Source organism: Mesorhizobium sp. M7A.F.Ca.CA.001.04.2.1, from assembly GCF_003998485.1.
Classification (GTDB): Bacteria; Pseudomonadota; Alphaproteobacteria; order Rhizobiales; family Rhizobiaceae; genus Mesorhizobium; species Mesorhizobium ciceri.
Map to the genome: position 1 here is coordinate 1 of NZ_RZQT01000095.1, position 22,306 is coordinate 22,306.

At 63.0% G+C, this 22,306-nt stretch carries 27 protein-coding genes and 1 other RNA gene; 9 read left to right on the forward strand and 19 right to left on the reverse strand.

Going from position 1 to position 22,306, the window contains the following annotated elements; translation table 11 throughout:
• The 4 genes from EN955_RS24570 to EN955_RS24585 all read right to left on the reverse strand — a co-directional run.
• Positions 1 to 901: protease modulator HflC (locus EN955_RS24570; RefSeq protein ID WP_164769906.1), on the reverse strand; the 901-nt coding region annotated here is incomplete at its 3' end.
• On the reverse strand, positions 901 to 2,019 hold the full coding sequence (gene hflK / locus EN955_RS24575) for an FtsH protease activity modulator HflK (RefSeq protein WP_013531030.1): 1,119 nt from the start codon (positions 2,017 to 2,019) through the stop codon (positions 901 to 903). The genes EN955_RS24570 and hflK, both read right to left, overlap by 1 nt.
• Before the next feature lie 169 nt (positions 2,020 to 2,188).
• A complete protein-coding gene (locus tag EN955_RS24580) occupies positions 2,189 to 2,707 on the reverse strand; it encodes a dihydrofolate reductase (RefSeq protein ID WP_013531029.1) in 519 nt (172 codons plus the stop codon).
• On the reverse strand, positions 2,707 to 3,708 hold the full coding sequence (locus EN955_RS24585) for a DUF4424 domain-containing protein (RefSeq protein ID WP_024501413.1): 1,002 nt from the start codon (positions 3,706 to 3,708) through the stop codon (positions 2,707 to 2,709). The genes EN955_RS24580 and EN955_RS24585 overlap by 1 nt, the downstream gene beginning before the upstream one ends.
• Before the next feature lie 162 nt (positions 3,709 to 3,870).
• Here EN955_RS24585 and cobF point away from each other — a divergent pair, with 162 nt between their 5' ends.
• Positions 3,871 to 4,647: a precorrin-6A synthase (deacetylating) gene (gene cobF / locus EN955_RS24590; protein ID WP_013531027.1), complete on the forward strand. Its 777-nt coding sequence runs from the start codon at positions 3,871 to 3,873 to the stop codon at positions 4,645 to 4,647.
• A gap of 150 nt (positions 4,648 to 4,797) precedes the next feature.
• Here the strand turns inward: cobF and EN955_RS24595 are convergent, their stop codons facing one another.
• The 4 genes from EN955_RS24595 to modA all read right to left on the reverse strand — a co-directional run bounded on the left by EN955_RS24595 (position 4,798) and on the right by modA (position 7,843).
• Positions 4,798 to 5,139: a winged helix-turn-helix domain-containing protein gene (locus EN955_RS24595; protein ID WP_013531026.1), complete on the reverse strand. Its 342-nt coding sequence runs from the start codon at positions 5,137 to 5,139 to the stop codon at positions 4,798 to 4,800.
• Positions 5,140 to 5,219: 80 nt separating this feature from the next.
• Positions 5,220 to 6,332: a molybdenum ABC transporter ATP-binding protein gene (modC, locus tag EN955_RS24600; RefSeq protein ID WP_024501414.1), complete on the reverse strand. Its 1,113-nt coding sequence runs from the start codon at positions 6,330 to 6,332 to the stop codon at positions 5,220 to 5,222.
• Positions 6,329 to 7,033 (reverse strand): molybdate ABC transporter permease subunit, encoded by a 705-nt coding sequence (gene modB / locus EN955_RS24605; RefSeq protein ID WP_024501415.1) that lies wholly within the window; start codon positions 7,031 to 7,033, stop codon positions 6,329 to 6,331. The genes modC and modB overlap by 4 nt, the downstream gene beginning before the upstream one ends.
• A gap of 15 nt (positions 7,034 to 7,048) precedes the next feature.
• Positions 7,049 to 7,843, reverse strand: a complete 795-nt coding sequence (gene modA, locus EN955_RS24610; protein WP_024501416.1) for a molybdate ABC transporter substrate-binding protein — start codon at positions 7,841 to 7,843, stop codon at positions 7,049 to 7,051.
• A 162-nt stretch (positions 7,844 to 8,005) separates the two neighbouring features.
• On the opposite strand from modA, the gene EN955_RS24615 reads away from it, so the two are divergent.
• Complete coding sequence (locus EN955_RS24615) at positions 8,006 to 8,215, forward strand: molybdopterin-binding protein (protein ID WP_024501417.1); 210 nt, start codon at positions 8,006 to 8,008, stop codon at positions 8,213 to 8,215.
• A 5-nt stretch (positions 8,216 to 8,220) separates the two neighbouring features.
• On the opposite strand, the gene EN955_RS24620 is transcribed toward EN955_RS24615, so the two are convergent.
• The 4 genes from EN955_RS24620 to EN955_RS24635 form a co-directional block, all read right to left on the reverse strand.
• Entirely contained in the window at positions 8,221 to 8,616 is a 396-nt protein-coding gene (locus EN955_RS24620) for a hypothetical protein (RefSeq protein WP_127219057.1), read from the reverse strand.
• On the reverse strand, positions 8,595 to 9,014 hold the full coding sequence (locus tag EN955_RS24625; RefSeq protein ID WP_024501419.1) for a HEPN domain-containing protein: 420 nt from the start codon (positions 9,012 to 9,014) through the stop codon (positions 8,595 to 8,597). Before EN955_RS24625 ends, EN955_RS24620 begins: the two co-directional genes overlap by 22 nt.
• Positions 9,011 to 9,805: a thymidylate synthase gene (locus tag EN955_RS24630; protein ID WP_024501420.1), complete on the reverse strand. Its 795-nt coding sequence runs from the start codon at positions 9,803 to 9,805 to the stop codon at positions 9,011 to 9,013. Before EN955_RS24630 ends, EN955_RS24625 begins: the two co-directional genes overlap by 4 nt.
• 159 nt (positions 9,806 to 9,964) lie before the next feature.
• Positions 9,965 to 10,276, reverse strand: a complete 312-nt coding sequence (locus tag EN955_RS24635) for a DUF2853 family protein (RefSeq protein ID WP_013531020.1) — start codon at positions 10,274 to 10,276, stop codon at positions 9,965 to 9,967.
• A 170-nt stretch (positions 10,277 to 10,446) separates the two neighbouring features.
• Between EN955_RS24635 and ssrA the strand changes: the two genes are divergently transcribed.
• Both ssrA and EN955_RS24645 read left to right on the forward strand, forming a co-directional pair.
• Positions 10,447 to 10,806, forward strand: a transfer-messenger RNA (tmRNA) gene (gene ssrA, locus EN955_RS24640).
• Positions 10,807 to 10,892: 86 nt separating this feature from the next.
• Positions 10,893 to 11,447: an AAA family ATPase gene (locus EN955_RS24645; protein ID WP_196815377.1), complete on the forward strand. Its 555-nt coding sequence runs from the start codon at positions 10,893 to 10,895 to the stop codon at positions 11,445 to 11,447.
• Positions 11,448 to 11,471: 24 nt separating this feature from the next.
• On the opposite strand, the gene EN955_RS24650 is transcribed toward EN955_RS24645, so the two are convergent.
• The 5 genes from EN955_RS24650 to EN955_RS24670 form a co-directional block, all read right to left on the reverse strand.
• Positions 11,472 to 12,518, reverse strand: coding sequence for a dienelactone hydrolase (locus tag EN955_RS24650; protein WP_024501422.1), 1,047 nt, complete (start codon positions 12,516 to 12,518; stop codon positions 11,472 to 11,474).
• Between the two features lie 115 nt (positions 12,519 to 12,633).
• Complete coding sequence (locus EN955_RS24655) at positions 12,634 to 13,341, reverse strand: DUF2807 domain-containing protein (RefSeq protein WP_024501423.1); 708 nt, start codon at positions 13,339 to 13,341, stop codon at positions 12,634 to 12,636.
• A 43-nt stretch (positions 13,342 to 13,384) separates the two neighbouring features.
• Complete coding sequence (locus tag EN955_RS24660; RefSeq protein WP_024501424.1) at positions 13,385 to 13,951, reverse strand: DUF1700 domain-containing protein; 567 nt, start codon at positions 13,949 to 13,951, stop codon at positions 13,385 to 13,387.
• Positions 13,948 to 14,274: a PadR family transcriptional regulator gene (locus tag EN955_RS24665; RefSeq protein WP_024501425.1), complete on the reverse strand. Its 327-nt coding sequence runs from the start codon at positions 14,272 to 14,274 to the stop codon at positions 13,948 to 13,950. The genes EN955_RS24660 and EN955_RS24665 overlap by 4 nt, the downstream gene beginning before the upstream one ends.
• Positions 14,275 to 14,438: 164 nt before the next feature.
• Positions 14,439 to 15,644, reverse strand: coding sequence for a multidrug effflux MFS transporter (locus EN955_RS24670; RefSeq protein ID WP_013531018.1), 1,206 nt, complete (start codon positions 15,642 to 15,644; stop codon positions 14,439 to 14,441).
• 186 nt (positions 15,645 to 15,830) lie between these two features.
• Between EN955_RS24670 and EN955_RS24675 the strand changes: the two genes are divergently transcribed.
• The 4 genes from EN955_RS24675 to EN955_RS24690 all read left to right on the forward strand — a co-directional run bounded on the left by EN955_RS24675 (position 15,831) and on the right by EN955_RS24690 (position 17,610).
• Positions 15,831 to 16,520 carry a TetR/AcrR family transcriptional regulator gene (locus tag EN955_RS24675; RefSeq protein WP_013531017.1) on the forward strand — a complete coding sequence of 230 codons (690 nt, stop codon included), beginning with the start codon at positions 15,831 to 15,833 and terminating at the stop codon, positions 16,518 to 16,520.
• Positions 16,521 to 16,638: 118 nt separating this feature from the next.
• Entirely contained in the window at positions 16,639 to 17,175 is a 537-nt protein-coding gene (locus EN955_RS24680; RefSeq protein ID WP_013531016.1) for an SspB family protein, read from the forward strand.
• Positions 17,176 to 17,191: 16 nt separating this feature from the next.
• The gene (locus tag EN955_RS24685) at positions 17,192 to 17,389 is read left to right on the forward strand and encodes a DUF4169 family protein (RefSeq protein WP_024501426.1); all 198 of its coding nucleotides are present in this window, start codon (positions 17,192 to 17,194) and stop codon (positions 17,387 to 17,389) included.
• On the forward strand, positions 17,386 to 17,610 hold the full coding sequence (locus EN955_RS24690) for a ribbon-helix-helix domain-containing protein (RefSeq protein WP_013531014.1): 225 nt from the start codon (positions 17,386 to 17,388) through the stop codon (positions 17,608 to 17,610). The genes EN955_RS24685 and EN955_RS24690 overlap by 4 nt, the downstream gene beginning before the upstream one ends.
• Here EN955_RS24690 and EN955_RS24695 read toward each other — a convergent pair.
• Entirely contained in the window at positions 17,607 to 19,409 is a 1,803-nt protein-coding gene (locus EN955_RS24695) for a chloride channel protein (RefSeq protein WP_013531013.1), read from the reverse strand. The genes EN955_RS24690 and EN955_RS24695 overlap by 4 nt on opposite strands.
• A gap of 154 nt (positions 19,410 to 19,563) precedes the next feature.
• Between EN955_RS24695 and EN955_RS24700 the strand changes: the two genes are divergently transcribed.
• Positions 19,564 to 20,001: a helix-turn-helix domain-containing protein gene (locus tag EN955_RS24700; RefSeq protein ID WP_013531012.1), complete on the forward strand. Its 438-nt coding sequence runs from the start codon at positions 19,564 to 19,566 to the stop codon at positions 19,999 to 20,001.
• A 7-nt stretch (positions 20,002 to 20,008) separates the two neighbouring features.
• Here the strand turns inward: EN955_RS24700 and EN955_RS24705 are convergent.
• The coding region (locus tag EN955_RS24705) for an AsmA-like C-terminal region-containing protein (RefSeq protein ID WP_281034484.1) at positions 20,009 to 22,306 on the reverse strand (2,298 nt) is incomplete at its 5' end.

A 22,306-nucleotide genomic window follows, 5' to 3' on the forward strand; every position in this document is an offset into this window, starting at 1 on the left:
AAGCCGGCTTTGCCGGTCCCTCGCTGCCGTCGGGATTGCGGAAGAAGCGGAAGAACTCCGAGTTCGGCGACAGCACCATCGTCGTTCCGGTGTTGTCCAGCGCCGTGCCATAGGCATTCATCGACCGGTAGAAGTCGAAGAAAGCCGGATCGCGCTGATAGGCTCCCGCGAAGGTGGCGCTGCGCTGGGCCTCGCCCTCGCCGCGCAGGATTTCCGACTCTTTTTGGGCTTCGGCGACGATCTCGACCACTTCGCGATCGGCGCGGGCGGTGATGCGCTGTGCCGCCTCATTGCCGCGCGCCCTCAGCCGGGCAGCTTCCGCCAGGCGTTCCGCCTTCATGCGGTCGAAGGTCTGCTGCGAGACTTCGGCCGTGAGATCGGTGCGGCGAATGCGGACATCCTCGATCTGCAGGCCGAGCGATGTGGCATCGGGCCTGAGCTGGTCGCGGACTTCGCGCATCATCACGCCGCGCTCTTCGGAGAGTGCTGCCTCGAAATCACGCAGACCATAGACACGGCGCAAGGCAGCGTCGAGACGCGTCCTGAGCCGGGCCTCGGCCAGTTCGATCTGACCGGACACCGCGGCGCGGAAGACCCGCGGATCCGAGATGCGATAGGCGATGAAGGCATCGACCTCATAGAACTTGCCGCCCGAGACCTGGACGCGAATGTTGTCGAGATCGAAGCGCAGCACCCGGTTCTCGATCAGCTGCACGGTGTCGGCGTCGAAGAACGAGAACGGCGCCTTGAAGTAGATGCCGGGTTCGCTCTTGACGTCGACAATCTCACCGAACCTGAGCACCAGTGCCTGCTGGCGCGCATTGACCACGAAGACCGACGAATAGAGCAGGAACAGGATAACCGCTGCTGCGACGACGATGATGGGAAGACGGTTGGCCATCACTGGTTACCTCCCGTAACGGGGGCGGCCGGTGCCGGCGCTTTCGGCTGCAATGCCGGCAGCGGCAGATAGGGAACGACCCCTTGCCCGTTGCCCTGCTCGACGATGACCTTGCTCGAATCCTTCAGAACCTTCTCCATGGTTTCCAGGTAGAGGCGCTTGCGCGTTACATCGGGCGCCTTGGCATATTCGTCATAGACCGAGATGAAGCGCTGCGCCTCACCCTCGGCTTCCTGCACGACCCGGTTCTTGTAGGCGGCCGCGTCTTCGCGGATCTGTGCGGCCTCGCCGCGCGCCTGCCCGAGCTTCTGATTGGAGTACTGGTTGGCCTGCTCGACGAACTTGTCCTCGTCCTGCTCGGCGCGCTGCACCTCGTCGAACGCATCGGCCACTTCGCGTGGCGGTGCCGCATCCTCGATCGAGACGGCGTTGACGTTGAGACCGGCCTTGTAGCCGTCCAGCGTCGTCTGGATGATCTCACGCACCGAGGCGGCAATGCCCTGGCGGTCGTCGCGGAAGATGTCCTGCGCCGGCCGGCGGCCGACGGCTTCACGCATAGCGCTTTCGGCAACCTGCCTCAGCATGCCGTCGGGATCGGACACATCGAACAGATACGCGCGCGGGTCGGAGACCTGATAGGCCACGGAGAACTGGACGTTGACGATGTTCTGGTCGCCGGTAAGCATCAGCCCGGACGTATTGCCACTTGTCGCGCCGCCGCCGCCGATATCGACGAGCTGCTCGGAAATCTTGGCCGTCTCGACGGTTTCGAGCGGCCACCAATGGAAATGCAGGCCAGGCTGCGACAGTTCGGTCTTCGGCTTGCCGAAGCGCAGTTCGACCGCGACCTCGTCGGGCTGCACGGTGTAAACCGCCTTGAACGCCCACAGCACCACAAGTGCAGCCGCGATCAGCGCGAAGATAGCCGGGCTCGCGCCGCCGCCGCCCGGAAGAGCGCGCCGCAGCCGGTCCTGGCCGCGGCGGATGATGTCTTCGAGATCGGGAGGCGAGCCCTGCGGCCCGCTCGGTCCTTTTGGACCCTGCCCCCAGGGTCCCTGATTGTTGCCGCCGCCACCCCATGGGCCGCCGCCACCGCCGCTTTTGTCGTTCCAGGGCATGAATGTCCTTTCGCTTGGAATTCCCTCAAGCGCCGGCATTACGGCGCAAAATCCAGTATTGTTCTTCTATAGGCACGCCACGGGGCGCTTTCAACGCGATGCGCTTCCGACTTCGTCCGATTTGGTCCAGTCGCGACCCTTTGTCTTCCTTCAATGGCTCTTTTTTCGTTCAATGTCTCTCGCGACGCCGCTCGTAAACCGAATAGCGCGTCGGGTGGCTGTCCTTTTCCCCGGCTGGGACGTCCTGCGAGCTGACAATGCGCCAGGAATCGGGATCGATCGGCGGGAAATGCGCGTCGCCGTCGACCGCTGCCAGCACATGGGTGACGTGCAGCCGGTCGGCCAGCAGCATGGCCTGGGCATAGATTTCGCCGCCGCCGATGACGCACACCTCGTCGACATCGGCCATGCCGCGCCCGCGCACCGTCGCCAGCTGGATCGCGGCTTCGAGCGAATGTGCCACCTCGACGCCCTCGGCGCGCCAGGTCTCGTCGCGGGTCACGACGATGTTCAACCTGCCCGGCAGCGGCCGACCGATGCCCTCATAGGTCTTGCGGCCCATGATGATAGGCTTGCCCATCGTATCGGCCTTGAAGCGCTTGAGATCGGTGGAGAGCCGCCACGGGAGCCCGCCGTCCCGCCCGATCACGCCGTTCTCGGCAATGGCAACGTAGATTGCGACATGCATCAATTTTCGTCCGTCGGCTCGAGGATCAGGATGTCGATGTCGCGCTCGGGGTAGAAATCATCCGCCGTCATCTCGAATGTCGTCGGTCCGGTCTTTTTGACATTGTCGCCGCAGAACGAGACCAGGGCTTTCGGATTGCCCTTGTCGATCGTCAGCTTGAACTTGCCGATCGTGCCCGTAGCCCAGTTGCCGCCGGTGGTCAGGATATAGGCGATGCGGCTCTCGAAATATTTGGGGTAGCCGTCAGGGTCGTCCTTGGCCGCCTTGCGCACCGCATTTTCGAATGTGCCGTCCATGCAATACCGGGTCTTGTAGGCCGCATACTGACCCTGGAATTTGCCGTCGTAGAAGAAGCTGACCGAAGACGTGCCGCCGACGCTCGGTCTGTAGCGGTGGGAAACATGGACGTCCTTGTTGGCCGGAAAGGTCGAGCGCCACCAGTAGGTCGAACGCAATTGCCAGAACGGGGTGTAGACCTTGCTCGTCTCGGTGCCGTCGCTGCCGGTGTCCTCGATGATGATGCCGCGGTTGACCCAGTCATCGACAACCGCTTGCGGCAGCTTCGCCAGCGCCGCCTTCGCCGCATCGCCGAAAGGATAGAACGGCACGTTTTGCGCCTTCAGCTCAGCGCTGATGTCGATGCCGAGCGCCAACACCTTCTGCTCGAGCTGCGGCTTTGCGGCGACACCGTCGATCGTCACCTCGAAACCGAGGAAATTATCGCTCTGATTTTCAGGAATCGCCGGGATTTCTTCGGGATTGCCCGATATGTCGGGCATCGGGAAGGCGACGATGGCCTGGACATCCTGATCGGTGTTGTTGTGGAAGACATAGTCGACCGTGACCTTTTCCGGCGAGATGAAAAGGTCCTCGCTTTGCATCGCCACGGCATCGCTGCGCGACAGGATCAGGCCGCCGGTGCCAAGTTCGGCAACCGAATCATTGGCGAAAGCGGATGCGGACGACAAGGCCAGCACGGCGGTCAGAACATATCGCAACATGGAAGCCCCCTCGGCTGGAATGCCTGCAGGACCCTAGCCGTTTCAATGTGGCGTTCAAAGCCCTTCCGTATCCGCGGACGCACCAAAGGGAGCTGGACTGCGGTCTGGACACGCGCCAGCGCGGTCTGGACTAACGGGTTCCGATCGGGCAGGAGTTCGCCCATGCGCAAGCTTCTCGTCATCGGCATCGGCGCCGGCAATCCCGACCACATGACCGTTCAGGCCATATCAGGCCTGAACCAGGCGGATGTGCTGTTCATTCCCGACAAGGGCGCGAAAAAAAATGAATTGGCCGAACTGCGCCGTCAGATCTGCGACCGCTTCGTTACCAATCCGAAGTCGCGGCGCGTCGAATTCGACGTGCCGGTGCGAGACCTCCCGGTAGAAGATGGTCCGGCACCCTCCTACCGCTCGACCGTCGATGACTGGCATGAAGCCATCGCCGCCATTTACGAAGGCCTGATCCGCGACGAGATTGCAGGCGACGGCTGCGGCGCCTTCCTGATCTGGGGCGACCCTTCGCTCTATGACAGCGCGTTGCGCATCCTTGAGCGCGTGCGCCTGCGAGGCGATGTGGCGTTCGAGCTTGAGGTCATCCCCGGCATCACCGCCGTCCAGGCACTTGCCGCCAGCCACAAGATGGCGCTGAACCGCATCGGCGATTCCGTCCTCATTACCACCGGCCGCCGCCTGACCGAGGAAGGCATGCCGGACAATGCCGGCAGCGCGGTCGTCCTGCTGGACGGCAAATGCGCCTTCAACACGCTGGCCGACAAGGATGTCGTCATCCATTGGGGCGCCTATCTCGGAACGGAAGACGAGATCACTCTCTCCGGCAGGATCGGTGACATCGGCGCAAAGATCGAAAAAGTTCGAGAGGAAGCCCGTCGGCGGAAGGGCTGGATCATGGACAGCTATTTGCTGCGCAAGCCCGAATAGGAAGGCAATAGGGGAGTAAGGCAGTAGGGCAGTAGGTGAATAACGTTTTGTGTTGGAAGACAGCACGCGAATGCCGCCCTACTGCCCTACTGCCCTACTGCCCTACTGCCCTACTGCCCTACTGCCCTACTGCCCTACTGCCCTACTCCCTCACCCAGCCTCAATCTCCGCCTGCAACGCCTCCATATGCGTCGCTGCCGCGGCCGCCGCCGCGCGCTCGATGGCGCGGAAGCGGCTGACCACCGCTAGCCCGACCGCCGTCAACTGTGCGCCGCCGCCCTTGCGGCCGCCGGTCTGTGCCGCCACCAGCGGCTTGCCGAATACCCGGTTCATGTCCTCGACCAGGTCCCAGGCGTGCTTATAGGACATCTCCATGCCGCGCGCGGCGGCCGAGATGGAGCCGAAGGCGGCGATCTGTTCCAGGAGTTCGATCTTGCCCGGCCCGACGCGCCCGTCGGGATCGAGATTTATCCGCAAGCTCAGCGACGGCATCTTTGCTCTCCGCGGTCACATCCCAACATCATACTAGAAGCTCCCTGGCGAAACCGCTATTCCAAAAAGACATAGCGAGATCATCCATCCGTCTCGGCGGGCAGGCCGGCGCCGGTGTTCGCCCGATCGAAGCTCACCGTCTTGATCACCGCGAAAACCTTGCCGCCAAGATGAAGCTTCAGCGCCTGCCGCGACTGTTCGGTGATGCGGGCAAGCACGGTTGCGCCGTTGCAGTCGATACCGACCTCGACCGCCGGTCCCTCGCCGGGGCTCATCGCGGTAATGGTTCCCGGCAGGATGTTGAGCGCGCTGAGACCCCTCGGCTTTTCGGTGGCGATCATCACATCGCGGGCGCGGATACGGATGCGCACCGGCGTACCTGTCTTCATCGCCAGCTGTGGCACCCGGAGCTCGCCCGCAGCCGAGCCGAGCACGGTCATGCCGAAACTCTCGTCGTGATGCAGCACCTTGGTGTCCAGCACGGCGCCGCCCTCACCGCGCTCCTCCGCCGGCAACAGGTCGAGCCTTTGCATCACCGCCTCGGTCGGCCCGCTGGCAACGACATTGCCCTGCGCCAGCATCACCACGTCGCTGGCCAGCCGCGCCACTTCGGCGACCGAATGACTGACATAGACGATCGGGATTTTGATCTCGTCGCGCAGCCTTTCGACATAGGGCAGGATTTCGGCCTTGCGCGCCTCGTCGAGCGAGGCCAGCGGTTCGTCCATGAGCAGCAGTCTGGGGCTGGCAAGCAATGCCCGGCCGATCGCCACACGCTGTTTCTCGCCACCCGAGAGCTTTGCCGGCCGCCTGTTCATGAGCGGCCCGATGCCGAGCAGGTCGACGACGGCATCGATATCGGCGTAGCGCTCCGCCGGCGGCGTGAACCAGCGGCCGTAGCGCAGATTGCCGGCAACGCTCATATGCGGAAACAGCCGTGCGTCCTGGAACACCATGCCAATGCGGCGCTTGTGCTTCGGCACGAAAATGCCGGCACCGGTATCGACCAGCACACGGCCATCGACTTCGATGCGTCCCTTGTCGGGCCGGATCAGCCCGGCAATCATGTCGATCAGCGTCGTCTTGCCCGACCCAGACGCTCCGAACAGCGCCGTCAGCCGCCCGGCGCTTTCGAAGCGGGCGTCGATGGCGAAACCGCCCAGCCGATGACTGATGTCGACGAGAACGCTCATTCGATGTCCAGTCGCCGGCCGACGCGCCGCGCCAGCACCTCCGAAGCCACCAGGGCGGCCATGGAGATGACGATGGAGATCAGCGTCAGGCGGAGCGCCCCTTCATCGCCACCCGGCACCTGCGTGAAGGTGTAGATCGCCGACGGCAATGTCTGCGTCTCGTTGGGAATGTTGGAGACGAAGGTGATGGTGGCGCCGAACTCGCCCATCGCCTTGGCGAAGGCCAGGATGGCGCCGGCGATCAGCCCGGGCAGGATCAGCGGCAGCGTGATGGTGGCAAACACCCAGAGCGAATTGGCGCCGAGCGTTCCCGCCGCCGCTTCCATCTTGCGGTCCACTGCCTCGATCGACAGCCGGATCGCCCGCACCATCAGGGGAAAGCCCATGACGCCGCAGGCCAGCGCCGCACCCGTCCAGCGGAAGGAGAAGACAATGCCGAAATGCTCTGCCAGGAAAGCGCCCGCCGGGCCGCGCCGGCCGAAGGTGAGCAGCAGCAGATAGCCGGTCACCACGGGCGGCAGAATCAGCGGCAGATGCACCAGCCCGTTGAGAACCGTCTTGCCCCAGAACTGTCCCCGGGCAAGCAGAAGCGCGATCAAGATGCCCGGCGGCAGGCTGGCGAGCATCGCCACCGTTGCCACCTTGATGGACAGCCGGACCGCATTCCATTCGTCGGGAGTGAGGTCCAGCAGCCAGTTCATAGTGCCCCTTGGAACTCAGTTGCTCGGCGCGAGCACGGTAAATCCCTGATCCTTGAACAGCGCGGCCGCCTTGGCCGACTGCAGGCATTTCAGGAAAGCCGGCGTATCCTTGTCCTTCGAATCGGCGGTCTGGGCAACCGGATAGATGATCGGCGGATGCGAATCCTCCGGGAAGGTGCCGATCACCTTGACCCCCTTTTCGGCATGCGCGTCGGTGGCATAGACAATGCCAAGGGCGGCTTCGCCCGTCGAAACCAGTTTCAGCGCCGCGCGCACGTTTTCGGCCTGCGCCACCTTGCCCTCGACCGAGGACCAGACGCCGAGCGATTCAAGTGCGGCCTTGCCGTATTTGCCGGCCGGCACCGCCTTGAAATCGCCCATGGCGAGCTTGCCGTCGCCGATCAGCTTGGCGAGGTCGAAACCCTTCTCGATCCTGGTGTCGACCGCCGAGTCCTTCGGCGCCACCAGCACGATCTGATTGCCGAGCAGCTTCACTTCGGTGTCCGGCTTGGTCAGCTTCTTGTCGGAGAGATATTTCATCCAGTCGAGATCGGCCGAGATGAAGACGTCGGCAGGCGCCCCGCCCTCGATCTGCTTGGCCAGCGCCGAGCTCGCGGCATAGGAGACAGTCGCCGCCTCGCCGACATCGGCCTCGCAGGCCTTGTTCACCGCGTCGAGCGCGTCCTTGAGGCTGGCTGCGGCAAACACCACCACCTTGTCTTCCGCATGCGCTGCCGGCACGACTGCCATCAGCGCCGCAGCCAAACCGCCAATGGCGATCGCCCTAGATCCAAAACCTGTGCGCGTCATGGAAAACTCTCCCTGGTTTGAAATCCGGCCGGCCCGAAGCCTGCTGACCGATATATCCGTATGAATATAACAAGGGAAGGCCCGGCGCCCCATGAAAGCGTCTGTACGACACCAATTGTTCTGGGTAAGACCGGGAAAAGAAACCTTGGAAAGGAAACTCCGGTGAAGATCAGCGCCCGCAACGTCCTCAAGGGAACGATCGCCGAGATCGTCAAGGGAGCCACCACCTCGCATGTCAGGATCGACATCGGCGGCGGCGCCATCGTCACCGCCTCGATCACCAACGAGGCCGTCGCCGATCTCAAGCTCGAAAAGGGCAAGCAGGCCTATGCCGTGGTCAAAGCCTCGGACGTGATGGTCGGCATCGACTGACCGCGTTAGGCGGCAAGCCTATGGATCAAGGCATCTTCGACATAAATGCCGTTGATGGTATTGTGAGAAAATCGCACCTCACCGAGGCCATCAACCCGCATGGCAATACCCAAGCCGGCGATGAGCCGGTCGTCCGCTGATGTGATCTTCACCTTGCTAAGATCTAAAATAGGCTCTTGTGGACGTGCCTTGCGCCAGTCAGCAGCAATGGTTGCTGCATCGAGATATTTTTTCTCGAGATCCTTTCGTGGGCCGCGATAGGCGATAATCATGCGCCAATTGTCGACGTCACTGTTGTACAACCATAGTGCAGCTGCAACTCCGAATCTCTTTTCATCAAGAGCACGAATTAGGTTGATGCCGGCGTCGATGTCGGTCCTTACCAACGATCCTGAAGCCATCTGAATATTCCTTGCTCTTCGTCGACCATCGCGTTTCGCATGGCCGTCGCTTCAAACACATCTATCATATCGTAACGCGAAGCCTCATTCCAATCTGAGACCGCCGACCAATGGCCGTCGAATACAGGCGACGCCGTCCGACTTTCGGTTAGGTCCGCAGACAAGCCAGCCAAGGCCACGAGCCTGTTGAGGTCATGGCTATAAATGTCTTGGACAAATTTCTTGTCAGGAATGGTATCTGGCTGAAAAATCCGCGAAATTCGTGCCTTGATGGCAATTTCTGCAGCGTATCCGAAAAGATAGTAAGCATTCGAAAAACGTTCGTTTTGAAACAAAAGTTCTGCGTCTTGCAGCTTCGCATTGGCTATGGCTTGAAGCGCGGTCCTCTCTAATGTCATACCGCGATCGGCGCCTTGATCGACGCGTCGGCGACGTAGTTTTCCAGCCGGAAATCCTCGAAGCGGAAGGCGAAGAGGTCCTTCACCTCCGGATTGATCCACATTGTCGGCAGCGTCCTCGGCGTGCGCCGCAGTTGCTCGCGCGCTTGCTCGAAATGGTTAGAGTAGAGGTGCGCATCGCCAAGTGTGTGGACGAAATCGCCGGGTTTCAGCCCTGTCACCTGCGCCACCATCAAGGTCAGCAGGGCATAGGACGCGATGTTGAACGGCACGCCAAGGAAGATATCGGCGGAACGCTGGTAGAGCTGGCAGGAAAGCCGCCCTTCCGAAACATAGAACTGGAACAGGCAGTGGCAGGGCGGCAGCGCCATCGCTTCCACCTCGGCTGGGTTCCATGCCGAAACAATCAGCCGCCGCGATTGAGGATTTCTGCGTATCTCCTTGAGAAGATTCGCGATCTGGTCGATCGAGCCGCCATGGCCGTCCGGCCAGGAACGCCACTGCTTGCCGTAGACCGGGCCGAGATCGCCATTCTCGTCGGCCCATTCGTCCCAGATCGAGACGCCATGGTCGGTGAGATATTTGATGTTGGTGTCGCCGGCCAGGAACCACAGAAGCTCATGGATGATCGACTTGAGATGCAGCTTCTTGGTTGTGGTGACGGGAAAGCCGCGCGCCAGGTCGAAACGCATCTGGTAGCCGAAGACGGAGCGCGTTCCGGTGCCGGTGCGATCGCCGCGGTCGGCGCCGTTGTCCAGCACGTGCTGCAGGAGGTCGAGATACTGGCGCATCGGTTCCGGCTCGATTCGGTTGTCCAGCCATCATAACTGACAGACGGGCGATCGAACACCACAAAGCAGCGCGCAAGCCATGCCCGAAGCCAGTCAGTCCCCAACAACATCAGGGCTGGCGCATGGACCGCGCCAGCCCGGCGAATTGAAGCGCGGCCGTCAGAGGGAGCCGAGTTTACCCAGGTCCTTGGCAACCAGGTAGTAGAAGGTAACCCGGTTCTTGGTGTTGTCGGCGGCCATCGCCTTGCAGACCTTCTCGATCGAAGCGTCGGCCTTGCTGTCGTCCGATATGCCGAGCTTCTTGGCAACCCAGCCAGCCTTGACGCGCTCCAGTTCCTTCGGATCGGTGCAAGACACCAGCGAGGAATCGCGGTTCCGAAGCGCAATGCCAAGATGCTTCACGATTTTGTCGACCACGTCGGCACTCGCCGAGGCATCGTATTTTTTCACGTCTGCAAGATAGTCGGCCATCAAAATTCCCCTCGTCGGCGCCACGGATCCGATCGATGAGGGCTGTGGCGCGCTGCTGCAACTTGTGCGCTATGTCGATAACTCCTCACCGGGGCAAAGCTTCGGTTGAGACCGCGCTCAAGTCAACCCTTCGGACTTGCGGTTTTGACACGGGGACAAAGTGCCATTGCGGCCTTTCATTTCCTGCGATCGCCCCCTATATTCGGTTTGTCGGCTTGACCGACTATGGCGATAAATGGGCGATGAAATAAGCCGTTCGGACCCGGGGGCGGTACCCGGCGCCTCCACCAAAAGCCGCTGTTGACGACAGAGCGGTTTTTGCTGGGGGCGAAATAGGATCGACGAAGGTGTAAAGATCGTACTTTTGCCCGGCATGGTACCACCGTCATCGGGCTAAACCTGTAGTTGCAAATGACAACTATGCGGAAGCACGTCTCGCCGCGTAAGCGGTGCGATAGCTTCAAATCAAGCCCTAGAGGTTCGCACTTCTAGGCGGGGTTCGGAGGTACCTGGCAACAGAAACCTCCACTTCTCCCCTCCTCCGATATCCAGCATGCGCGACGGCAGTTCCGCCGCGAACGCGCCCTGCCGCGTGCTCCCTCTCCATGGACAAAACATGCAAAACGATTCCGATCGATTCTTCGTGCTGACCGGCGGTCCCGGCTCCGGCAAGACGACCCTGATCCAAGCCCTGGGCCACGCAGGCTTTGCCACCTCGGTCGAAGCCGGGCGTGGCATTATCCGCGACCAGTCCGCCATTGGCGGACCCGCTTTGCCTTGGCACGATCGCGCCCTGTTTGCCGAGTTGATGCTGTCATGGGAGATGCGCTCGTGTCAAATTGCGCTAGAACAGACCGGGCGTCCTGTTTTTTTCGATCGCGGCGTTCCGGACACGCTCGGCTATCTCAGGCTGAGCGGCCTGCCGATACCCGAACACGCCCACGCTGCCGCAGAGCGCTTCCGCTATCATCGGCGCGTCTTCGTCGCCCCGCTTTGGCCGGAGATCTTCGCGCAGGACAAAGAGCGCAGGCAGACGCTCGACGAGGCCGAGCGCACCCACCATGCGCTGGTCGGCGTCTATACGGAACTGGGCTACGAGATGGTTCCGTTGCCGCTGGCCCCCGTCGAGGCGCGGCTGCGCTTCGTGCTGGCCGAGACAGGATTGGCGTGAAAGGCTCGACAGTCCGACCTTTGCTTATTGCACCGCTGTTTCGGCTGCTTCGTGGCCAGGCGCGGGCGTCTTTGCCCCGTGGTCCTGGTCTTCGGCCAAATGCTGGCGAAAGAAGGCAAGCACAGCGGCATTGAACGCCTTGTGAAAGGCAACCCGGTCGAAACCCGGAGCATCGATGCAAGCTGGCGATGGCTTGCGCGCGTCGTCGGCAGGACATGGCGTCAGGAAGGAGAGATGCACGGCGTTGGACACGACGTGAAAGTCCGGTGTCCGCGGCAGCAATCCAGCCAGTCGCTTCACGTCGACGGGCGATACAGCGTCGCCGCCGAACTGCGAACTCCAGAGCTGGAGCGGCACCTTGACGTTCTCGACACTGTCGGCAGTCTGGAAAACGACGCTCAGCGGATCCGCCACCACGATCGCCTTGACGCGGGTATCGTGGGTCAGCGTTTCCGGCGGCAATTGCTTGCGCGCCGGCTTGGGCTGGTTGGCTGGCGGACAGCCGGTGTCGGCCGGGTCCGAACAGCGCGGCGGCAGTTTGTTGAAATCCGGATCGGCGCCGCCGATGACAAGGCCGGTATAGCCGCCTTGCGAAAATCCGTAGAAGCCGACGCGCTGAGGATCAATCTTGGCCGAATCCGCCGAGTTGCCGAGCATGAAATCGATGGTGCGCTTGATATCGATCGGACGCTGCCTCAGCACGCCCAGACCATTGGCCTGGCTCATATCGGCGTGGTTCGCGTGCGGATGGTTGATGGCAACGACGACAAAACCGGCATCCGCGAGCGTCTCGGCCATATCGTGGAGATCAAGGTACCAGCCGCCATAGCCATGTGAAATGACGACGAGCGGCAATCTCCCGCCCTCGATGGGGCAGTCGAGCACAGCCGGAACGGTAGACTGCTTGACCTTCACCTCGCCGGGCGGGCTGGCGCAGGGCGACCACATGGCAGCATCAATTGCCGGCCCGGCGGCATCGGCCGGTATCTGGATGAATTTCAAACCAGCGGCATGAGCTGTCGTGACGGCCAGACTTGCCAGGGCGGCAATCAGGAGCTTCTTCAAACGCATTTTCCTGTCTCCGATGTTCAAACAGATTGGTGTCCTCGGACCGCGGTCTGACCCGCCTTCCGGCTGCATACAGTGTGATGAGAAGTAGCGCGTGTGCGCGCGGCTTTGCAGCCGCTCAGGGCACCGTCTCGACCCTGCCGCTGCCGCTGACATGGGAATTGATCTTCGGGTTGCCGTGGACTTGCACATTGCCGCTGCCCGACACGCGGATATCGGCCTGGTCCCGCGGCGCGATATCGGCATTGCCGCTGCCGCTGATCTGGACACTGGCGGTCTTCGCTGTGAGTTTGCCGAAGTCACCTGAACCGGAGCCCGAGATGCGCAAGGAGAGATCCTGCACACTGCCGCTGGCGCGCACATCGCCGCTGCCGCTGATGCGCAGGTCCAGCGCCTCCTGGGCGAGAGCGGAAAGCTCGAGCCTGCCGCTGCCGCTCAACCGCCAACTGGGGACCGCTGGACCGGTAAGCTGGACGCTGACCGGCCGGCCATCGCAATCGAAGCCGTCGTCGAAGGCCAGCACATTGCCGGACAGGCGAACATGCGAAACCGCCTCGGGATCGCCGCTGACGACAGCCTGGGAAGGCGTGCCGGGCCGATAAGTGACCGTTGCCGGCAGGGCAATCTGGAATTCGCTGGAGATCGGTTGCCAGACCAGCGTCACCGATCCGGGCTTGGTCCCATCACCGGAACCGCGGCAGCTGGAGGCAAAATTCCACCAGCGGCCACCTCTCCACTCGTTTCCGGCGATCGAATTCGCCAGCGACAGACAAATCACGGCCACTGCGAGCGACAGCACGGCGGTCCAGGCAAGCGTCTTGTTCATGGTGCACCTGTTATTTCTGCGTGGCGACGCGCCACTGGGTTGATCAGGGCTGGCGTGGTTTGACCAGGCGGTAATGCAGGCGCGCATAATCCCCCAGCAGCTTGACCCCGATATTGAGGCCGAGCAGCAGCAGCGAGCCCAATCCGATGCTGGCGGCGGCAAGGCCGACAGCGGCCAGCAAGCGTGCGAATGGCGTGGCCCACGATGCGAAATGCCAGAACGGCACGACACTCAACAGCAGCCCGACGCTGGCGACGCCGAGCGCCAGGGCCGCAATGCCGAGACCAAGCACGACGAAGCAGAAGACGATGAGAACCGGCAGCAGCAGGAGAATGTCGAAGGCGGCGAGCCCGGTCAGGGCGAGCAGCGCGGCGGCAACACCGGCCGGACCACGATCATGCTCCCAGCGGCGAATCCCTGCTTCCGCCCGCAGCTCCCGCCCAAGCCGCGCCGGATCGCCAAGTGCCTCGGCAACATCCTCTTCGCTCCGTCCGGAGGCTAGCGCCTCGTCGAAATGGGCGCCGTAGTCGGCGACGATTTCATCGACTTCGCCCGCGGGCATTCCGGCCAGGCTGTTGCGCAGGGAAACCAAGAAGGCATCGCGGTTCATTCCATCTCTCCCAGGAAAAGGTCGACGGCATCGACAAAGCTTCGCCATTCCCGGCTGCGCGCCTCGTAGACTGTCCTGCCGACTGCGGTGAGCCGGTAATATTTGCGGGGCGGCCCGCTCGTCGATTCGACGAGCCATGTCGCGACAAGCCCGTCACTCTGCATGCGCCGCATCAGCGGATAGATCGTCCCTTCTCCCATGCCGACACGCTCGGCCAGCGTGCTGGCGATCTCGTAGGCATAGCTTTCCCGCCGGGCGAGCAAGGCAAGGACACACAGTTCAAGCGCGCCCTTTTTCAGCTGGACATCATTTGGATCGGTCACGGTCGCTCCCGGCAAGTCCAGTACACCATATCGGCAGGTACCTTCTTATGCAAGGTACCAACTTAAACGTGATACCGAGGTGATGAACGAGGGGACGGACGCAGCTTCTCAGACATAAAAAAGGCCGGGAAAACCCGGCCTTTTCATATACCTGCGAGCAGTGCCTACTCGGCCGGCGCCTCGACGGCCTCGCGAGAGCGGCCGAGCGTGACCTTGGCCAGCGTGAAGGAAATCACCGCGCAGAGCGTGATGCCGGCCACCATCGGCAGCGGCGTACCGTCGAAGAACACGCCGGCAACACCCATGGCCAGTGCGCCGATGGCGAAATGCAGCGTGCCCATCAGCGCTGACGCCGTGCCGGCAATCTCGCCATGCTCTTCCATGGCCAGCACCGACGTGGTCGGAATGACCAGACCAAGGAAGCCGTAGCCGACGAACAGCAGCGCCGCCATCACGTCGAGCCGGTCGATGCCCGTCGCCATCACCGCGAACAGCACCACCATCGTCGTGGCATAGCCGGTCACCGCGACGCGCACCACGCGTCGCAGGCCGAAGCGCTCGGCCAGCAGCCCCGTCATCTGCGACATGCCGATGAAGGCGACCGCGTTGATCGAGAAGAACACGCTGTAGACCGAAGGCGACAGGCCGTAATGGTCGATCAGGATGAACGACGAGCTCGACAGATAGACGAAGAAGCTGGCAATGCCGAAGCCGGCAATCGCCGTCAGGCCGAGGAAGTTACGGTCACCCATCAGGAAGCGGTAGGCCGACAGCGCGGTGCCGAAGGAGGACCCGGCGCGATCTTCCACCGGCCGCGTCTCCTTGAGCGAGGTCGCCAGAAGGATGGTGGCCAGCAGAGCCGCGCCCGTCACCGTCCAGAACACGGCACGCCAGCCGAAATTCTCGATGATCACGCTGCCGGTCAGCGGCGCCAGGATCGGCGACACCGAAAATACCAGCATCAGCAAGGACATCAGCTTGGCAGCCTCATTGCCGGTATGCAGGTCGCGCACGATGGCGCGCGGAACGGCCATGCCGGCGCTGGCGCCAAGCCCCTGCAGGAAGCGGAAAGCGATCAGCCATTCGATGGTCGGCGCCATTGCCGAACCGATGCCGCCGACCATGAACAGCGCAAGGCCGCCGTAGAGCGGCAGCTTGCGGCCGACCATGTCGGAGATCGGCCCGACGACGATCTGGCCAAAGCCCATCGACAGGAAGAAGATCAACAGGCTCATCTGCACGGCAGCGGTGCCGGCATGCAGATCGGCGCCGATCGACGGCAGCGCGGGCAGATACATGTCGATGGCGAACGGGCCGATGGCGGACAACAAGCCGAGCACGACCGCGATGCGGAGGAATTTGGGACTCATGATAGAGGCTTCTTTCAAATCTGGTTGCCGCCGCCAGGCGACGTCTAACCTAGGACGTTCCATCCCGTGAGATTCCGACACCTCGAGAGCGAGTTCTGTTCGTCTCTCATGCGAAATCTCTTTACCTTGTGTCCACAAATTTAGACACTCTTGTCTAAATCGTCAATCGCCTCTATATAGTTTTTTATGAAGCTGCACGTTTCTCCTGACATTTTCCCGCCACGCGGTCATGAGGCCAAGCGCCTGTCGATCGTCGACTCCGCCGCCACCGTGTTTTGCCGCGAAGGTTTCGCCGGCGCCAATATCGACCTGATCGCCGCCGAAGCCGGCGTCTCGCGCCAGACCATCTACAACCATCACGGCGACAAGGAAAAACTGTTCGTCGCTGTGGTCCGTGATCTGACCGAACGTTGCAATGCCGGAATCTTCGCCACCATTGCCACCTTCCCCGATCAGCCGGGGGATCTCGAAGCCGACCTGATCGGCTTTGCGGTGCGTTTGAATCAGAATTGCATCTGCAACCGCGATGGAAAATTCCTGCGCAAGCTGATCCAGACCGAAGGCGAGCGCTATCCCGAACTGTTTGCCGAATGGCGCGAACAGGGACCGGGCAGGACATGGCCGGCAATCGCCGCCCGCTTCGCCCGCCTCGCCTATGGCGGCTATCTCACGATCGAGGACCCGGACGTGGCGGCACGCCAGTTCCTTGGCCTCGTCAATGCCGAACTGCAGACCACCTTCATGCTTGGCGGCTCGCCGCGCGAGGACGAGGTGCTGCAATCCGCGACCAATGGCGTGCGCACCTTCCTGCGCGCCTTCGGCAAGCGCCGCTCCGCGGCATCGTCCGAAAAGCAAAGCGCGCTCGCCAGCGCCTGAGCGATCAAATCGCTGGCAATAGTCTTCGCTTCCGCGCGAGGGTGATCTATATGCGGTTTACGCCGCGCTCAAGCTTGATTACAGCTATGCGGACGATTCAACGGAACCCGACCGCCACATGGCCGACGACCACATCCGCTACGACATTCTGGCCCAGGAGGCGTTGCGCGGCGTCATGCGCAAGGTCCTGGCCGAGGTCGCGCGCACCGGCCTCCCCGGCAACCACCACTTCTTCATCACCTTCCTGACCGGCGCGCCGGGCGTACGCGTGTCCTCGCGGCTGCGCGAGCGCTATCCCGAGCAGATGACCATCGTCATTCAGTTCCAGTATTGGGACCTGAAGGTGACCGATACCGGCTTCGAGGTTGGCCTGTCCTTCTCCGATGTGCCGGAAAAACTCGAAATCCCGTTCTCGGCCGTGCGCGGCTTCTATGATCCCTCGGTCAATTTCGAACTCGAATTCGACGTCAAGACGGATGGTGCGGCAGCCGATGAACCGGCTGCGCCAACTCCGGAGCCGTTGACCATCGTCTCCGAGAAAAAGCCGAAGGCCGAGAAGAAGGCCGCCGCGGAGGCGGAGAAGAAGCCCGCGGCCGCGGACGCCGCCACCAAGGGCGCCGAAGTGGTCTCGCTCGACGCCTTCCGCAAGAAATAGGCCGGCGACTTACGCCGTGGCCGAAATCGTCAATCTCCGCCAGGCCCGCAAGCAAAAGGCGCGGGACGAAAAGCTGCGCGCCGCCGAACAGAACCGCGCGCTGCACGGCCGCTCCAAGGCCGAAAAGGAACGCGATCGCGTCGCCGCCGACAAGAGCGAAAAATTCGTTGCCGGGCATCGTCGTGAAAAGCCCGGCGACCCCGGCCGTCAATGAGCCCGGTCGAAAAGCGTTCGGTGACCATTCGCGGCCACCGCACCAGCTACTCGCTTGAAAAGCCCTTCTATGACGACCTCGTCGCGATCGCGGCGACCAGGGAGCTGACGCTCGCTGCTCTTGTCGCCGAAGTCGACGAGACGCGGCCCCGCGACACCAACCTGTCCTCGGCGTTGAGGCTCCATGTGCTGGAGTGGGCGAAGCGAGGAGAGAGTATCTAAAGGCTTTCGACCGCGTCGTCCTTTTTCCTGCGTCTGGTGCCAAAGCCAAGCAAGGTCGAACGCTCGCGCTCCTCGGCCTGTTTCCTGGACCGCACGCGCATCAGATCCTTCCAGCCGACATAGCCGACCAGCAACGAGCCTTCGCGAGTGACGACGGGCAGATGGGAGACGTTGGCCATCAGCAGCTTGTCGGAGAGGCCTTCGAGATATTCGTCCGGATAGGCCAGCGTCACCTTGCTGCCGGCCAGCAACGCGCCAAGCGTGGTGGTGCGGTGCGTGCCGGCGCGTCTCCAGCGCAATATCGCCGGCGGATCGATGAGGCCCAGCACCTGACCGTTCTCGTCGACCACCGGGAAACTCGGATGCCGTGTTTCCGGCGCCGTCAGGAAGGCTGCTGCGCCATGCAGCGTCATCGTCGCCGGCACGCTTTCGACCTGCGACGTCATCACCTCGCGCACCCTGGTCAGGGCGAAAGGGTCGACACGGTATTCGCGAACCAGATGGTGTCCCCTTCTGGCGATCTTTTCGGTCAGGATCGAACGCTTCATCAGAAGCACGGTCACGGCATGCGCCGCGGCGCAGGCGGCAATCAGCGGCACCAGCATATGTGTGTTGCCGGTCAGTTCGACGGCGAAGAACGTGGCGGTCAGCGGCGCGCGCATCGTGCCGCCCATGGTGGCGGCCATTGCCAGCAGCGCCCAGAAACCCGGATCCGCGGCAGGCAGAACGCCGGCGAGCACAGCGCCCATAGCCCCGCCCATGATCAACAGCGGCGCCAGCACACCTCCCGACGTTCCCGAGCCGAGCGCTACCGACCAGATGATCGCCTTGACCACCAGCAGCAGGAGTGCCGCCGTCGCGACGGTGCGGCCATCCAGCATGTCGGTGATGTTGTCATAGCCGACACCGAGCGCGTGCGGTTCGATCAGCCCGCCTATGCCGACCACCAGGCCGCCAAGCATCGGCCACCACATCCAGTGGATCGGCAGCTTCTGAAAACCGTCCTCGCAGGCATAGACCATCTGCGTCAGCAGTCCCGACAGAAGTCCTGCACAAACGCCGATCGCCACCCAGCCGGCAAGGCCGACAAAAGACACCTCCATGCCGCCCTGAAACGGAAAGATCGGCCCGGGCAGATGCAGCATGGTGCGCTCGACCTCGGCGATAACAGCCGCGACCGCCACCGGAATGAAGCTGCGCGGGGTCCATTCGAATAGCAGCAGTTCGACCGCCAGCATGATGGCGGCGATCGGTGTTCCGAACACCGTGGTCATGCCCGCTGCCGCACCAGCCACCAGCAGGGTCTTGCGCTCGTTGTCGCTGACCGGCAGCATCTGCGCGATCAGCGAGCCGATCGCGCCGCCTGTCATGATGATCGGTCCTTCCGCGCCGAACGGTCCGCCGGAACCGATCGAGATCGCCGACGACAGCGGCTTCAGGATCGCCACCTTGGCGTCGAGTTTCGAGCGCCCGAGCAGGATCGCCTCGATGGCTTCGGGAATGCCGTGGCCGCGGATCTTCTCGCTGCCATAGCGCGCCATCAGGCCGATGATCAGCGCACCGATCACCGGAACGAGGACGGCGGCAAGCCCAAGCGGCGTGTTCTCGAGCTTCAGGTCGGCAAGCGAGAACTGGCCGAAATAGGCAATGTTGGTGGCAAGCCGGATCAGCTTCAAAAGCGCGATGCCGGCAAACAACCCGGCTGTCGCCACCACCACGGCAATGGCGGCGACGAGCAGAACCCTGGGATCCGTGGTGAAATCGCGCAGGTGCTCCGGGTTCGAATGATGGGTCTTCATGGCAGTTGCTTCCTGGCGGCGGCCGTATGTCTGGGGTGCGGCACGGTCGAAGCGGCCAGCCGGGTTTGTCGGTGGCTATGTATCGTAACACGATATAAATATTCAAGCCGGTTTCGCCCGAAATCCGTTTGAGCTTTCGCCGGAAAACGAACACATGTCTGATATGTCGCAGCCACGAGAACAACGTCCCGCCATCAGCCAGGCCGATTACCAGCGGCTGTCGGAGTTTCGCTACCTGATCCGCCGGTTCCTCGAATTCAGCCAGGTCCAGGCGGAAGACGCCGGCCTGACCCCGCGCCAGCATCAGGCGCTGCTGGCGATCAAGGGATTCCCCGGCGGCGGCCCGGTGACGGTTGGCGATCTCGCGGAACGCCTGCGCATTCGCCACCACAGCGCCGTCGAACTGGTCAACCGTCTCGGCGAGGCAGGGCTGGTCACAAGGGATCAGGACAAGGACGACCATCGCCGCGTGCTGCTGCAACTGACCGAGCGCGCCGACGATTGCCTGGCCGAGCTGTCGGCGGCGCATCTCGACGAACTGTCACGCATCGAACCGATGCTGCGGCGGCTGCTCGATCGAGACCGTGGGTAGTCGACTACTACTGCAGCGACTTCAGCAGATTGTCGATCGTGAACGGATTGGGCTTCGGCTTGGCCGGCGGCGGATTGTCGTTGGCCTGCGGCAGCGGCGCCCGCTCCACCTTCGGAGGCTGCGCGGCCTTGCGTTCGGCTTCGAGCCTTGCCTTTTCCTGCGAGGCAATACGCATCGCCTCTTCCGCCTTCTGCCGCTCCTGCTCGGCCTGCGCCTTGGCGGCCTCGTCGGCGGCCTGCTTTTCGGCAGCCGCCTTCGCTTCGGCATCGGCCTTGGCTTTGGCATCTGCGTCCGCCTTGGCTTTCGCCTCCGCGTCGGCCTGAGCCTTTGCGTCCGCCTCAGCCTGAGCCTGTGCATCCGCTTCGGCTTCGGCCTTGGCGTCAGCTTCGGCTTTGAGCCGCGCTGCTTCCTCCTGCCGGCGCAATTCCTCGGCCGCCTTGTCGCGAGCATCCTGCAGCGCAGCGTAATAGCGCACTTCGCGCCGCAGCCGCTGCTTCTCGAGCAGCGCGGCCTGCATCGCCTCGACGCGCTGCTGCTCCTTCTCCAGCGCGCGCTGGGTCAGGAACTGCGCCAGCGGCTCACTGTCGAATGCTCGTTTGACCGCGCCGAACGGCCCTTCGGCGGTGAAATTCACAACCGGCTCGGAGCCGACCAGCGCCTCGTCGCCAGGCTGATAAGTGATCGCACCCTTGGCCGACACCGTGGCCGCGTTGAGATCCGCCGTGATGTCGGCGGACAAGGTCGCCGCTGGATTTTCCAGGCTGACCGGCGGCGCCCGCAGCGTGCCGCCGGCAACCGTGAAGGCTATGTCGGTATCGCCAGCGGCAAAGCTGCCATCAGCGGCAATCTCGGGCGCGAAGCCGGCGGTCTTGGCCGCATCGATGTCGCGCCCGATCGCATCCGCCTTGGCGAGGAACGCACTGAACGCATCTGGATTGAGGCCAGCAACTTTCACGCCCTTCAACGCCGCAGTTCCGGAGCCTGACAAGGCAGCCACCATCCCTTCGACCGATTTGCCGCTGCTTGACAGCGCCGTCGAGAAATCGCCGATGCCGCTGATGCCGGCATCCGGCAGCACGGTCGCCAGATCGGCGCCCGCCAGTTTCATCTGGCCAGAGAACAGTCCGGTGCCGTTGTTGTTCTTCAACTCGAATAGGCCGGTCAGCGCCCCGCCCAGCAACTTCGCCTTGAGATCCGAAACGCGGATGCCTTCCTGGTCGAGCTTGAGCGAAAAGGCGGCGTCATAGGCGGTGGCGAACCGGCCGGCGGCCAGTGCTGCCGTCGTCAGGTCGAGGTCGGCGGTGAATGGCAGGCTGGATTTCTGGCTGAACGGTGTCGCCGGCCACACGCCACCCTTGCCTGCCCGGTCTTTGGCTGCGCCCTCCTTGTCGGCTAGAAAGGCGGAGTCGCCGAACAGCGCCACCGCCAGGGGATCGAGGTCGAGTTCGTCGAGCGCCAGCGCCCCGGCCAGATGTGGCACGCCGTCCTTTACATCGATATTGACGTCGCCGGACACCGCCGCTTCGTTGATGGCGCCGCTGAGTTCGTCCAGCACCAGCAGGCCGTTGCCGTAGTCGCCCTGCGCGGCGAGCGACGTCGACATGCCCGACCCCATGCCTGGCAGGCCGATGCCCGACGTCATCAGCCATGGCTCGATGTCGGCGGCATCGAGGCTGAGCTTGCCCTTGGCGGCGAGGCCTTGCGGCGTGTCGGCGATCGTTCCCTCGAAACCGGCCTTGAAGTCATTGCCGGCAAGGCTGAAATTCGTCGCCAGGCCGCCGCCAAACGTGCCCTTGGCCTGAATATCGGTGTTTGCCTCGCCCAGCATGCCGAGCGGCAGCGCCGGCAGGCCATAGAGCGCCAGCAGCGCGGTGGCATCGGGATTCTTGGCGTTGAAGGTCAGCGCCACCGGCGCTTCGAGAAGCTTGTCCACCGCCCCCTTCCCCGACAGCGACGCCGAAAAGGCCGAGCCGCCCGCCTTGCCTTGCCCGCTCACCGCCAGGCCTGTGGTGCCGTCGCCATTGTCGGCTGCACTCGCCACCAGGTCGATGCGCGCATCCTGGAACAGCTCGGGATAGGCAGCAGCACGGCTCGACAGTCCCCTGAGCACGGCACTGTCGGGATAGTGCTGGGCGGCGACATCGATCAGCGGCTTCAGATCGACGGCAACCACCGACGCATCGAGCTTGCCGGTCGGGCTCGCGGGGAAATCCTTGATCCGGCCGGTGGCGCTGATCGAGGCGCCGGCCAGCCCGCCCACCGAAAGCCGGTCGATTTCGAGCAGCCCGTCGCGCAGCCTGAGCGC